Origin of the sequence: Tangfeifania diversioriginum, assembly GCF_900141875.1 — a bacterium.
GTDB classification, from domain to species: domain Bacteria; phylum Bacteroidota; class Bacteroidia; order Bacteroidales; family Prolixibacteraceae; genus Tangfeifania; species Tangfeifania diversioriginum.
In genome coordinates this window covers 74070-88657 of the sequence record NZ_FQZE01000011.1, presented here as the reverse complement: position 1 = coordinate 88657, position 14588 = coordinate 74070, and the positions used below count along the sequence as shown (strand labels likewise).

At 41.7% G+C, this 14588-nt stretch carries 11 protein-coding genes; 6 read left to right on the top strand and 5 right to left on the bottom strand.

The window, feature by feature from the left end:
- Window positions 1-69: 69 nt before the first annotated feature.
- The 5 genes from BUC07_RS08950 to BUC07_RS08930 form a co-directional block, all read right to left on the bottom strand.
- Complete coding sequence (locus BUC07_RS08950; protein WP_073168516.1) at window positions 70-1425, bottom strand: NAD(P)-binding protein; 1356 nt, start codon at window positions 1423-1425, stop codon at window positions 70-72.
- A 116-nt stretch (window positions 1426-1541) separates the two neighbouring features.
- A complete protein-coding gene (locus BUC07_RS08945; protein ID WP_073168514.1) occupies window positions 1542-2138 on the bottom strand; it encodes a UpxY family transcription antiterminator in 597 nt (198 codons plus the stop codon).
- Between the two features lie 87 nt (window positions 2139-2225).
- Window positions 2226-2492 carry a transposase gene (locus BUC07_RS08940; RefSeq protein ID WP_073168512.1) on the bottom strand — a complete coding sequence of 89 codons (267 nt, stop codon included), beginning with the start codon at window positions 2490-2492 and terminating at the stop codon, window positions 2226-2228.
- 793 nt (window positions 2493-3285) lie between these two features.
- On the bottom strand, window positions 3286-4947 hold the full coding sequence (gene hcp / locus BUC07_RS08935) for a hydroxylamine reductase (protein WP_073168510.1): 1662 nt from the start codon (window positions 4945-4947) through the stop codon (window positions 3286-3288).
- A 111-nt stretch (window positions 4948-5058) separates the two neighbouring features.
- Window positions 5059-5940, bottom strand: coding sequence for an ATP-binding protein (locus BUC07_RS08930; RefSeq protein ID WP_073168508.1), 882 nt, complete (start codon window positions 5938-5940; stop codon window positions 5059-5061).
- A 76-nt stretch (window positions 5941-6016) separates the two neighbouring features.
- On the opposite strand from BUC07_RS08930, the gene BUC07_RS08925 reads away from it, so the two are divergent.
- From BUC07_RS08925 to BUC07_RS08900, 6 genes are all read left to right on the top strand, one after another.
- Window positions 6017-6694 carry a Crp/Fnr family transcriptional regulator gene (locus BUC07_RS08925; protein ID WP_073168506.1) on the top strand — a complete coding sequence of 226 codons (678 nt, stop codon included), beginning with the start codon at window positions 6017-6019 and terminating at the stop codon, window positions 6692-6694.
- A complete protein-coding gene (pgeF, locus tag BUC07_RS08920; RefSeq protein WP_175552502.1) occupies window positions 6687-7439 on the top strand; it encodes a peptidoglycan editing factor PgeF in 753 nt (250 codons plus the stop codon). The genes BUC07_RS08925 and pgeF overlap by 8 nt, the downstream gene beginning before the upstream one ends.
- Before the next feature lie 107 nt (window positions 7440-7546).
- Window positions 7547-10624, top strand: a complete 3078-nt coding sequence (locus BUC07_RS08915; protein WP_073168502.1) for a glycosyltransferase family 117 protein — start codon at window positions 7547-7549, stop codon at window positions 10622-10624.
- Window positions 10625-11893: a phosphoribosylamine--glycine ligase gene (gene purD, locus BUC07_RS08910; RefSeq protein WP_073168501.1), complete on the top strand. Its 1269-nt coding sequence runs from the start codon at window positions 10625-10627 to the stop codon at window positions 11891-11893. It begins immediately after the preceding gene.
- 7 nt (window positions 11894-11900) lie between these two features.
- Window positions 11901-12887, top strand: coding sequence for a DUF6427 family protein (locus BUC07_RS08905; protein ID WP_073168499.1), 987 nt, complete (start codon window positions 11901-11903; stop codon window positions 12885-12887).
- 6 nt (window positions 12888-12893) lie between these two features.
- Window positions 12894-14540, top strand: a complete 1647-nt coding sequence (locus BUC07_RS08900) for a carbamoyltransferase C-terminal domain-containing protein (RefSeq protein WP_073168497.1) — start codon at window positions 12894-12896, stop codon at window positions 14538-14540.
- The last annotated feature ends 48 nt before the right edge of the window (window positions 14541-14588 follow it).

Sequence of the window (14588 nt, the reverse complement as noted above, 5' to 3'; positions counted from 1 at the left end):
TTCAACTTCATCTAAGTCGGGATTAACCTGAACTTTATTCATATTTTTAAAATTTATGAATAGTTCAGGCTAGAGAACAGAAAAACAAAATTTATTAGAAGTTATCCTGCTCCCGGATTTTAAAGTAAGGATATCCTTCACTTTTTTAGCTGCATCTGCCCCATTTTCAAAAGATTCATCTGTTGTTTTATTTTTCCATTCACCATATCTGCCACAATAAAAAATGTTTATTTCATCCAGGTAATCATGCACAAGTGATAGATTATGTGGCCTGTCAAAATCATAAACTATGTTGGCGAAAGGAATCAGACTGGCCTCCTTGAAAAGTATCTTATCCGTTTCCTTCAGAATGCTACATCGTTCCAGGTTACCGATTACAGGTTCAATAAAATGGTTGGGAGAAAGATACAATGGCTTATACTTAGGACTAAAATCTATAATCGCATGAATAATTTCATAATTGTCGGGGGTTTTATCGCCGTTTGATGAATGAGAAAAAATGAGTTTCGAAAATAGGATATCGTTATCGTAAAAATAAGCATAATCAAATTCCGAAGTTTGTTGCCGTTCAATTCCGATACTAACCATTACACAATTTGTGTATGCAAGTTTTTTCACCGCTGACAAAATTTTTTCAGGAACACCGGCCAGACAGCTTATCAGCTCAGGTAAAGGCATTGAGGAAATAAGATAATTGTAACTTACTTGTTCACCGTTTTCGAAAAGTACAACCTTCTGTTCCGTGTCAATATATACAACTTTATGGTTGTGCTTTAGGTCAATGTTGGAAATAATTTTCCCCATCAACCCGGAAAAACTGTTAGCCACTGAGTTATATACATTCTGTTTGCTGTTTAAGCCATTAGATATGGTTAAAGCACCAGATAAAATTTCCTCGAAAGTTGGCTGTTCAAACTCTTCCCGAATTTCTGATAATTCAATTTTTCCCGGAGGAAGAGTATAAATTTTATTTATAAGTTTTTCTAAAAAAGAATCCGTAAATATTTTCCCATAAACCGCATATAACCATTCCTGAAGATTGTTTGCATACTTTTCATTTCCCTGATTTAACTCAACAAGCTCATTTATGACTTTTACAACTATCTCTTTGGGAAGCCCCCGGAGGTTGACAATCGGTGGATGTTTGACAAAGCTTCTTTTCCAAAAATGACCGAGATTTGGCTCATTGGGTATTACTCCCTGATCGACAGATTTGGGAACAAAAAATTTAAACCAACCATTTTGCTTTAATGAAATATACGGTTTATAATCAAAAATAAATCGCATTCTATTGTAAAATGAAATCGCATTTTCGTTGGAAAAATCGTTCATTTCAAAAACAGTTGCCTCCAAATGATGGCTGCTTAGGAAATGAGCAGCCCCCATTCCGGCAAAACTACCACCAATTATAACGATTTTTGCCATGAGGTCTTTAAGGTTTTCCTTTTCAATGAATTGTTATGTGATTTCAAAATTGCAGGAAGGGTTTTTAACTTGCATTTTTTCTTTATGATGAAAAAACCAAAAGTTGAGGTTCCTATTTAATATACAGAAGCTCCGCTTTTCTTGTAAGGAATTCGATCTAGCGAAGAATATTTTTTTTGAGCTGTTCTGGTAGCTTTATTTTTAATTAACTTGATCTCATCTTTAGAAATATTAACATTCAGGCTAACTCCCATCGATGCTAAACGAATAAGCAAACGCGACTGGCCACTTATTCTTACCACCTCACCTTTAATACCTTTAAGAGGGCCAACAAGCACTTCACATTCAGAACCTTTGCGAATGTTTTTATAGTTTACTTCAATTTCTTTTTCTGTTTGCTGAACTATGGCTTTTATGTATTCAATTTGATTATTGGGAATTGACTGGGGTTCACCGCCAAAACTCACATAATAAACCACCCCTGGAATTCGGAGAGCCCTGAAATACTCGATGTAACTTACTTTCACAAAAACATAACACCTGAACAAGGGTAGATCAACCCATTTTTTTCGATCGCTCCATTGCCTCAATGTTTTCTTCAAGGGCAGGTAACATTCAATGTTCTCTTCTTTTAAACGGTCAAATACTTTTTTCTCGTTGTTCGCCTTGGTATAAATTGCATACCATTTATAAACCGGTTTCTGTAAATACATATTCAAAAAAAATTGCAGTGATTAAAATAAGATTAAAGTTTAAATACAAATTCTTTTTTCCACAATAATGTCCTGATTATCAATACATCAATGTTTCTTTTTCAACTTCGCCTTTAAAGTTAAATTTTCCAGGCTCAAATCGGCAAACATGCGTTTCAGCCGCTCGTTATCTTCCTTTAATTTATTGAGTTGGTTAATATCTGCTGATGACAAACTTCCATATCTCGACTTCCAGTTGTAAAAAGTTGCCTGACTGATTCCATATTTTTCTATTATTCGGCTGATTGAAGTACCATCTTTGTATTCCTGAAGAATTTTATGAATCTCGGTTTCTTTGTAACGTTTTTTAGGCATCTTTCTAAAAATTGAGTAAATGATTAGCGCAGTGACAAAACCTGATTTCAGCTATAGTTAAAGTTCATTCAAAACCAACAACCTGAAAAAGAATTTGTTTTTTTGCTTCGTTTTTAAAATAATTTTAGAATTTTTCCAATTTTGCATTAATTCCTGAGAATTTTTCCAATTATTGAATTTTAAAAATGAGTTAAAAAGCAAATCCAACTATCTCTATTTTAATGTTTTAAGGACAAAATTCTCAGTAGATTAGAGCATGATGCTTTGCGACGGGCACTGAGGTCCCCTGCCTGTCACTCACACCTTTTTAGCAGGTTTATGTGACAAAAACTTATCACTCGTTAAAGCTCTGATTGAAATTTTCACGAAAAAAAGTTACAACAATTCAAATAATTTCCTGATTGGAATTTTATTGAAATTTAATAACTCAGATTGACTATAAATTGAAAGAAATGTTGAAAATCTGGGGTTTATGGGGTATTTTTGTATTTGTTAGATTCTAATTTGCGAAAAATTAATTTCCAAATTAGGACATTTTCTCCCACATTGGGACAATGCCAATGGTTAAGTTAATTTGCTGTTAATAACAACAACCAGGGCACTAATAAACAAGTATTTACAACAAAAATAAAAATCATAATTTCTCTATATTTTTTGACTTTACAGATTATCCTACCCGTTTATATTTTATTTTATTAGAATGTACACAATTCAATTCCAGAATTTTAAGGCAAACAAAAAGGCTGCACATTAAAAATTCATGCGCAGCCTTGATTTTTTTTAACAGAAAGTTTTATGCAGCACTTTCTTCCATAAACATTTTTATATCTCCTTCGGGTTCGTTAATTCCGGCAATTCCGAATTGCTCCACCAACACATTGGCAACATTTGGCGAAAGGAATGCGGGCAGTGTTGGTCCCAGATGAATATTTTTCACCCCAAGAGAAAGCAATGCCAGCAATACAATTACTGCTTTTTGCTCGTACCAGGCTATGTTATAAGCAATGGGCAGCTCATTAATATCATTCAGTTCGAAAACCTTTTTCAGTTTCAAAGCAATTACTGCCAAAGAGTAAGAGTCGTTACACTGCCCGGCGTCGATTACGCGGGGAATGCCGCCAATATCGCCCAGGGGCAATTTGTTGTAGCGGTATTTGGCGCAGCCGGCTGTTAAAATCACCGTATCGGTTGGCAGTTTTTCAGCAAACTCGGTGTAGTATTCGCGACTTTTCATGCGGCCATCGCAACCAGCCATCACAAAGAATTTTTTGATAGCGCCGGTTTTAACAGCATCCACAATTTTATCGGCCAGCGCAAACACCTGTGCATGAGCAAAACCGCCGGTTATTGTACCGGTTTCAATTTCCTGTGGCGGGTCACATTCTTTGGCGTGCTCGATGATGTCACTGAAATCTTTCATCCTGCCGTTTTTGCGTTCAGGAATATGGGTTGCACCATTTAGCCCCGAAGCTCCGGTGGTGTAAATTTTGTCTTTGTAACCTGCATTTTTCAAAGGTGGAACAATACAGTTGGTGGTAAAAAGAATTGGCCCGTTAAACGACTCGAATTCTGATTTTTGTTTCCACCACGAGCCACCGTAATTGCCTACCAGGTGGTCGTATTTTTTGAAAGCAGGATAATAATGCGCCGGCAACATCTCACTGTGTGTATATACATCCACACCGGTTCCTTCGGTTTGTTTCAACAATTCCTCCATGTCTTTCATATCGTGACCGGAAATAAGGATAGCCGGATTGTTACGCACGCCAATATTAACTTGTGTAGCTTCCGGGTTCCCGTAGCTGGATGTGTTCGCTTCATCGAGCAGCGCCATCACATCCACACCAAATTTTCCGGTTTCCAGCACCAAATCAACCAACTCGTCAACGTCCAAATCCTCCGTGGTTGCCACCAGTGCCCGCTGCATGAATTTATAAATTTCATCCTTTTTGTGGCCCAGATTCCAGGCATGTTCGGCATAGGCTGCCAGCCCTTTCACACCATAAATTACAAGTTCGCGCAGCGAGCGAACATCTTCATTTTCGGTACTTAACACACCCACCTCTTTGGCCTTTTCTTCAAATTCTTCAACTGAAAAAGCGCTCCAGGTTACAAACCCTGGAAGGTTTTCAGGAAGCTCAATATTGTTTTCTTTGCACTTTTCATGCAGTTCATTCCTAAGCGCAAGGGCTTCATTTATTCTTTTCTCAAAACTGGTTTTGTCGAAATTGGCATTTGTAATGGTGCTGAACAACCCGTCGAACACAAATTTATCCACTTTGCCGGGGTTCAACCCTTTAGCTCTCAGCTTCTCGTTAAACCAGCTGATTCCTTTCAGTACATACATCAAGGTGTCCTGAAGGTTGGCCACATCATCGTTTTTCCCGCAAACTCCCTTTACTGTGCAGCCGGTTCCTTTGGCTGCTTCCTGACACTGAAAACAAAACATACTCATACTATTCTTTTTTTAATGTTTAAAATTTTCTCCCGAATCAATTCCTAAACTGACACATAAAACTATTTACGTGTTTGTCCTGTTCCGGTTATACTAATTTTCACCCAAATATTAAATGGCCCATTCCTCTGATAACACTTCGCCTTTAATTCCAATCATTGCAATTTTTACAGGTACCTTGCGCGATGCCTGCGCCAATGCCATTTGCACCATGCGGGTTAACCCGCCGCAGCAAGGCACTTCCATCACAACCACAGTTATGGTATTTACTTTTGCCTCGTCAATCAGGCGAATTAATTTCTGCATATAAATTTCTTTCCCCTGGTCGAGTTTGGGGCAGGCAATTACCATTTTTTTGCCGGCAATAAACTTCCGATGAAAATCGCCGTGTGCGAAGGCGGCACAATCGGCTGCTACAAGCAAATCGGCTCCCTGAAAATAACTGGCCGCCGGGTTAATCAAATGCATTTGCACTGGCCAGTGATCCAGTTCGGAGGCAGCCTCAGTGGCCTGAGATGCCATTTTAAATCCTGTTGCATTAAAGGATTGAGATGCAGAACCGGGGCAAGTTGCTCCTGTTTTGGGCTGGGGTGAAACTGGTTTTTCAATACCATGAAGCAGTTCATGTACCTCTTTTATTGAAAACGGAAGGGACTCCCGGTTGGCTTTTAGATAATTCAAAGCTTCTTTCAGGTAACCCATCTCGTTGTGATCCTGCAAATGTTTCAGGTGGGCAAAAACAGTGGCCCTGCCCTTTTCAATCATTTGGGCAATAACCGCTTCTTCGTCGTATTCAACGGCCTCCCGTTTTTCAACAGTAATTGCTCCCTGAGGACAGTGCCCCAGACAAGCGCCCAATCCATCGCACATCAATTCACTCACCAGCCGGGCTTTCCCGTCAATAATCTGAAGGGCTCCTTCATGACAATTCGGGACACATTGTCCGCATCCGTCACAAAGCTCCTCATCTATTTTTACAATTTCTCTTATCATTTTTTCTTTTTCCGTGAAACAAAACTACGCATACACCGTTGGGTAAACTGTATCAATTGTTACAAATTCAACATAAATGATAAATTATCAACTTCTGAATGAATGCCCTGTTTTTAAAGGGGTTGCCGAAAACGAAACCCGCAAATTGCTCCAACAGGTTCACTACCAGGTGAAGAAATTTAGCAAAGGCGATATTGTAGCCATTGCAGGTGAGCAAATTTCCAATCTTTTCATCATTCTCTCCGGGAGTGTGCGAGGCGAAATGATTGATTATTCGGGTAAAACAATAAAGATTGAAGACATTGAAGCTCCGCGTCCGCTGGCAACAGCATTTTTATTCGGTTCCGAAAACCGGTTCCCGGTAACAGTTACTACCAATAACAGCGTGGAAATTTTTTCGATTTCAATTTCAGAATTATTGCGGTTAATGCAGCTTAATTCGGTGGTGCTGAAAAATTACCTGGACAGTATTTCGTCGCGCACCCAGTTTATTTCTCAAAAACTTCATTTTTTAAGTTTCAAAACCATCAAGGAAAAAATAGCCCACTACCTGCTGCAAAAAGCCGGCGACCGGTTGCATTCGTTTCAACTGAACAGCACGCAACAGCAACTGGCCGAATTATTTGGAGTAACGCGGCCGTCGCTGGCGCGGGTGATTAGCGAAATGCAAAGAGAGAAACTCATTATTATTGATAAAAAAACGGTAACCCTTTTGAATAAACAAAAACTAAATGAATTGCTCAGAAATGGATAAAAGCAAATTAATTACCTACCAAAAATTTGGTCCTTATTCCAACTTAATAGCATTTAGCACCACCAAATCTACTTTCTCTGGCAGAAGCAATTTACGTTTTACTGGTAATGAGCCCGGCTTGGTGCAAAAAAAACGCGAACAACTGGCCAATGTTTTGGATATTAATGCCTGCCAATTGGTTTTTCCGAGGCAAACACATACCAACTGTGTTGTTAATTTGAACCACATTCCTGAAAATGAAATTTCAGAAACTGATGCGCTGGTAACCAACCAGCCCGGAATTTGCCTGTGCGTTCAAACAGCCGATTGTGTCCCTGTTCTTTTATTCGACCCGGATAATCGTGCTATTGCAGCAGTGCATGCCGGCTGGCGGGGTACTGTAACAAAAATTGCAACCTTAACCGTTAAAAAAATGAATAGGTTGTACGGTAGTTTGCCGCAAAATTTGCTGGCTGTAATCGGCCCGTCAATTGGCCCCGAAGTTTATGAAGTGGGGAGCGAAGTGGTAAAAGAGGTTCGCCAAAACATTCCCAATCCTGAGAAAACACTGCACAAAAATCCAACGGGTTCGTTTCACCTGAACCTTTGGGAAGCCAACCGTCAATTAGTGCTGGCTGCCGGGTTATCGAACGAAAACATTGAAATTTCAGGAGAATGTACTTTTAAAGAAAATAAGAAATATTACTCGGCCCGCCGCGAAGGGATTGAAACCGGCAGGATAGTTTCCGGAATTATGCTGTGCTGAGTAAAATTGTTTAGAACTCTTAAAAACGGGTTCTGCTATTTCAGTTTGATCGAAAACAACTATCTTCGCAGCAATCATGTTTCCTGCAAAAAAGTAAATAAAAAGAAATGGAAAAATACAAACTGGCAAACAGGCTTACCGGCTGGATTATTTTTATTATATCGGCCATTGTTTACTTAATGACCATTGAACCCACCACCAGTTTTTGGGATTGTGGCGAATTTATTACCACATCGTTTAAACTGGAAGTAGGCCATCCGCCGGGTGCGCCCATATTCATGATATTTGGCCGGTTTTTCACCTTTTTCGGGAAACCTGAAAATGCCGCCATGCTGATAAATGCCATGTCGGCTCTGGCAAGTGCTTTTACCATTTTATTTCTGTTTTGGACCATTACCCACCTGGCAAAAAAACTGATAACCAACGAAAATGAAGTAAGTACCGGAAACCTCATTTCCATTATGGCTGCAGGAGCGATAGGTTCACTGGCCTATACTTTTTCTGATACCTTTTGGTTTTCGGCAACTGAAGGCGAAGTGTATGCCTTCTCCTCAATGCTTACAGCCATTGTATTCTGGGCCATTCTGAAATGGGAAAACATTGCCGACCGGCCGCACGCCAACCGGTGGTTAATTTTCATTGCCTATATCATAGGATTATCAATTGGTGTCCACCTGCTTAACCTGTTGGCCATTCCGGCTATCGTCTTTGTGTATTATTTCAGAAAATACGAAACTACCCGCAACGGATTTATTGCTGCACTGGTTATTTCTGTGGTGATTGTAGGAATTATCATGTGGGGAATTATCCCGGGAGTGGTTACGGTTGCATCGTGGTTCGAGCTACTGTTTGTCAACACTTTCGGACTTCCTTACAAATCGGGAGCTTTGTTTTACATTGCCCTGATTATTGCAGCAATTGTTTATGGCATCCGCTATACTATTAAAAAGAAGATGGTATTTTGGAATACTGTAATTGTTGGGGTAACTGTAATTCTCATCGGTTATTCCTCGTTTGCACTCATCATTATACGCTCGGCAGCCATGCCGCCGATGGATCAAAACAGCCCTAAAGATGTTTTCTCGCTGTTAAGCTATCTTAATCGGGAACAATACGGGCAGCGGCCATTGTTCTTCGGTCAATACTACAATTCACCACTCAATCCGCAGGAGCGTTACACAGAGGGCAAACCGGTTTATTCCCAAATTGATGGGAAATATGTAGAAACCGACCGGAAAGTTGCGCCAAATTACGATGATAAATTCACAACCTTCTTTCCACGAATGTGGAGCAGCATGGATCCTGTTCATGCACAGGATTATCAGCAATGGGGACAAGTTCAGGGACGCAGAATTCAGCACCGGAATGAAAGTGGCGAAAACGAAGTCATTGTAAAACCTACGTTCTCCGAAAACATGCGGTTCTTCTTCCGCTACCAGGTGGGGCACATGTATTTCCGGTATTTTATGTGGAATTTCGCGGGCCGGCAAAACGATATACAGGGACATGGTGGACTACTGCACGGAAACTGGCTGAGCGGCATTAATTTTATCGATGAATGGCGACTCGGCGATCAGGACAACCTGCCCGACCGGTTTGCCAACAATAAAGCCCGTAACACCTATTATTTCCTTCCTTTACTGTTGGGGCTTCTCGGAATTTTTTACCAGTACAATAAAGGAAAGGAAGGCAAAAAAGGCCTCTGGCTGGTTTTCCTGCTGTTTTTTATGACAGGCCTGGCCATTGTAATTTACCTGAACCAGTATCCGCATCAGCCGCGCGAACGTGATTATGCCTACGCCGGTTCGTTTTATGCATTTGCCATTTGGATTGGACTGGGAGTGCTGGGCATTATTGAAGCACTGAAAAAATACATGCCCGAAACCATTGCAGGCGGTGTTGCAGGTGCACTCACACTTGTTTTGGTGCCGGGAATAATGGCCGCCGAAAACTGGGACGATCACGACCGCTCCAATCGTTATACCGCAAGAGATTTGGGTGCCAACTACCTGAAAACCTGCCAGCCCAACGGCATTATTTTCACCAACGGCGATAACGACACCTTCCCGCTCTGGTACAACCAGGAAGTGGAAGGCGTACGCACCGATGTGCGCGTGTGTAACCTCAGCTACCTGCAAACCGATTGGTACATCAACCAAATGCGCCGGCAAGCCTACGATTCTGAGCCAATGCCATTTTCTATGGATGAAGAAAAATACCGACAGGGCACCCGAGATTTGGTTTACCTGATGGATAACCCACGGATTTCAAGAGAAAGCATTGGGCTGAAAGAAGCTGTGGATTTTATTGCCGACGACAATCCGGCCACAAAACTCCGGCAGGCCGACAATGCAGCCTACCTACCCAAAAAAGTAATCAGCTTTAAGGTGGATAAAGAGGCTGTGATTGAAAACAACGTGGTGAAACCGGAAGATTACGATAAAATTGTCGATTCCATCACTATCGATTTATCGGACCGGAATTACCTGCCCAAAGATGAAATGATGATTTTGGATCTGCTCGCTACCAATAACTGGGAACGTCCCATTTACTGGGCCATTACAGTTGGCACAAACAAATACATGAACCTGGAGGATTACTTCAGGGTAGAGGGATTTGGATACCGGTTTGTACCCATTAAAGGCGAGAGTGAAGCCGAACGACTGTCGTACGGAAGTGTGGAGACCGAAATAATGTACGATAACCTGATGAATAAATTCGCTTACGGAAACATGAACGATCCGGATGTTTACATTGATGAAAACAACCGGAGAATGATGACTAACATCCGAAATTCATTCAGCAGGCTGGCCGCCGGATTGGTTGCCGAAAACAAAAATGATTCAGCCATTGCTGTTATCGACCGTGGCTTTGAGTTGGTACCGCCCGAAATTGTTCAGTATGAATTCTTTGGCATTCAGCTTGCCGAAAATTATTACGCCGCCGGTGCTCCCGAAAAAGCAAGAGCTGCCTTCGAAGAAGCAGTGGCGACGTTCGACGACGAACTGAGCTACTTCCTTTCACTCGACCGCAAATTCAGGCAGTCGGTGAATGAAGAAATACAACGCAACCTGTTTTATCTGCAACGAATGGAAAGGACAGCCCGCAACCATGGCGATTCCGAACTGTCAACAAAAATAGGCGAAACGCTGCAAAAACATTTTGAATCTTATAATTCAAATTAAATGAACATTTTAATCATTGGCTCCGGTGGAAGAGAACATGCACTGGGCTGGAAAATAAAGCAAAGCAAAAAAGCCGGACAACTTTTTTTCATACCCGGCAACGCTGGCACCAGCGAGTTAGGTGAAAACATTCCCCTTGGAGTAAACGATTTTCAAAATATAAAAAAAACCATTGTTGAAAAGCAGGCAGATATGGTGGTGGTTGGCCCCGAAGTGCCGCTGGTTGGGGGCATTCACGATTTTATTTCGGCCGATCCCGAGCTTCAAAATGTAAAAGTGGTGGGCCCTAAAAAGGCTGGCGCTCAGCTGGAAGGCAGTAAAGATTTTGCCAAAGACTTTATGATGCGCCACAATATCCCCACAGCAAAATATTTATCGGTAACCAATGCAAACCTCAACCAGGGAATTAATTTTCTGAAATCATTAAAAGCGCCTTATGTGCTGAAAGCTGATGGATTGGCAGCCGGAAAAGGAGTATTGATTCTCGATTCGCTTTCCGAAGCAGAAACCATGCTGAAAAAGATGCTGGAAGGGAAATTCGGGGAGGCAAGCAACAAAGTAGTAGTTGAAGAATTTTTGAACGGCACAGAGGTTTCTGTTTTTGTGATAACTGATGGCAAAGACTACAAACTTTTACCCGAAGCCAAAGATTACAAACGCATTGGTGAGGGCGACACCGGGCTAAACACAGGAGGAATGGGTGCCATCTCACCCGTACCGTTTGCCGGGCGCGAATTCATGAATAAAGTGGAAACCCGCATTATCAAGCCTACCATCAATGGATTGAAAATGGAAAAAATTGACTATTCGGGGTTTATTTTTTTCGGTTTAATAAATGTGGACGGCGAACCATTTGTTATTGAATACAATGTGCGGCTTGGCGACCCCGAAACCGAAGCCATTTTACTGCGCGTGAAATCTGATTTTGTTGATTTATTAGAAGGCGCTGCCGACGGAACGCTTGCCAAAAAAGAAATTGAAATCGACAAAAAAACAGCTGCAACCGTGATGCTCGTGTCTGGCGGCTACCCGGGAAGCTACCCAAAAGGGCTGAAAATTTCCGGTTTGGAAAAAGTGGCCAACAGTACGGTTTTCCATGCAGGAACAAAACCCGAAGGCAGCTCAGTGGTAACCAGCGGAGGACGCGTGTTGGCCGTAAGCTCTACAGGCAACAACAAAACGGAAGCACTGGAAACTTCATACAGAAATGCTGAAGTCATTCAGTTTGATAAAAAATATTACCGGAAAGATTTAGGATTCGACCTTTAATTAAGGTATGATACTTCGTACATTAAAATCAAACAGTGCTGTAAATTTCATCCTGTTCCCTTTGGTTGCAGTTATTTTCTGGCTGAAAAGCCTTTTAGAACCCGTAGTTTATCCGTTTTACAGGGGCGAAACCGAAAATTTACTCTACCGCCCTGTTGCGCAGCTGCTTCAAAACTCTGCGTTTCTGCAAAGCCTCGCATCTTTGTTGCTCATCATTTTAATGGCTTTTTTGGTCCTTCAAATTAACAACCGGTACAGTTTTATCCGTGTAAGAACCATGCTGCCCGCCCCTCTTTTTGTAATACTAATTGGAGGGTTTACCCAACTGCACACACTTCACCCGGTTTATTTCGCAACTGTTTTTTACCTGATTGCCATCTTCCGGTTTTTCAGCGCTTTCGGAAAAACAAAGCCCTACACAGCACTTTTCGACACTGGAATATGGCTGGGTGTAGCTTCACTATTTTATTTCAATGCCATAATTCTATTGCCGGCTTTTTTAATTGGCGCCGGCATTTTAACCCGCGAAACCCGGTGGCGCGAGTTCGTTATTCTTATTACCGGTGTTTTTGTCCCATTTATTCTGGCGTTTGGTTTTGCTTTTTATACCAACCACTTGCTCGAGTTATTAAAAATCTTAGAACTAAATATTGTAACACCCAATAACTATTTAAAAGGAAATATTGCTTTGCAGGCTTTTCTCGGGTTTCTTGTTTTATTTACCCTGCTTGGCAGTGTGAAGTTACTTCAGCAATACAACACCAAAAAAGTGAGTACCCGCAAGTTCTTCACTGTTTTCTTTTTCCTGTTCCTTTTTTCGGTTTTCAGCTTTGTTTTTATTCCGGCAACTTCGCAGGAGATGCTAATGATTATTGCCATTCCTGCAACGTTTCAGATATCCAATTTTTTTGTTTTTCTGAAAAGCCGGTTTTGGGGCGAACTGCTCTTTTCGTTGCTCTTCGTTATAGTTATTGCACTGCAGTTTTTTAGTTAACCCACAATGAAAAAAGAAAAACCAACTCTGGCCATTTACGGAATCCAGGACCGCGGGAACTTTGAACATCCGCTTTATGTGCACGACCACAACCTGGCGTTGATGCACAACGGAAAAGTAACCCACTTCCTGCAGCAGGAGCGAATCTCGCGCCGGAAAAGAGACAACTCGCTTCATATTCATTTAAAAGAAATTATGAAGCAGAATAAATTGCTGGACGGCGATTACGATTTGGTTTTTACCGACAACGTGGTTGGCCGCACTTTCCTCACATCTGATGGCGAAGCCCGTTTTGAAGCTCCGCTAAACAACCGGCTTTCGGAAGGCCTTGAAAAAGGAAAATGCTGGTGGTTTGGACAGGAGAAAGAAGCGCATGTTCTTAACCACGAATTGGCACATATTTTTTCGTGCCTGCCGTTTTTCGGCCCTTTCAAAGAGAACAGCCTGCTGGTGCATTTTGACGGTGGTGCCAGTGTGAGCAACTTTTCGGCTGCTCATTTCTTCAACGGAAAACTGAAATGGCTGGAATACCATTGGGATTTGAAACCCATGAGTACAATTTACAATGCCAACGCGTTGGTTTTTGCCATCATTGGGGCAAAACTGCCCGAACAAAATGCAGTGCCCGGAAAATTTATGGGATTTGCAGGCTTTGGCAACCCCCGTCCCGAAATTGAAGATTGGCTCATTGAAAACAACTATTTTCAGAATATCTGGGGGAAGACATCGCATTTTTTCAGAAAAGCCAAAAGCGATTTTGGAATTGAACTGAAGTCATTCGACCAAAAAAATCCGTTCATTCAGAATGTTGCGGCCTCGCTGCAACACATTTTCATTCAGCAAATTATAAACAAACTAAAAACACTTGCTGAAAAAACAAAAGCTGAAAATTTATATTACACGGGCGGCTCGGCGCTGAATATTGTGGCCAATACCAAAATCATCGAGCAAAACATTTTCAAAAATGTTTACATCCCGCCCTGTACCGAAGATTCAGGATTGGCTCTGGGGGCAGCTGCTTTTGCCGAATGGAAAAAACACGGCACGGTTAGTAAACACGGGCCTTACCTGAACAATTGGGGGATTGAAAACTATTCTGAAAATTACTCTCCCGAAACGGTTTTGACTGTGGCCAAGATGCTGGCCGAAAACAAGTTTGTTGGCGTGTGCAACGGTTTTGGCGAAGCCGGCCCAAGAGCTTTGGCCAACCGAAGTATCCTGGCACGGGCCAATTCAAAAAAAATTGCCCGGGAGTTGAGCATCAACAAAAAAGAACGCGAGTGGTATCGCCCGCTGGCGCCCGTTGCGCTTGAGAAAAACACCCGGTATTTTACAGAAAAAAACAGCATCCATCCACTTTCAAAATACATGCTTATCGATTTTGCAGTTCTTCCCCAAAAGCAAAAAGAACTGGCCGGAGCTGTTCATGCCGACGGAACGGCACGTTTTCAAACCCTTTTCGAAAAAAATCAAAATCCTTTTCTATTCGACCTGCTGCAAATCCTCGATGAAAAATTTAATGTAAAAGCCCTGATAAACACTTCCTTCAACACCCGGAATGAGCCAATTGTGCACACCACTGAAGATGCACTTGCGGCGGCAAAAAAAATGAAACTCGCCGGGACGGTTTTAAATGGGAAACTGCACTTTTAAATCCAATCAGCCAGTCAACTGCATTTCCTTTTTTGGGTTAAGAATATC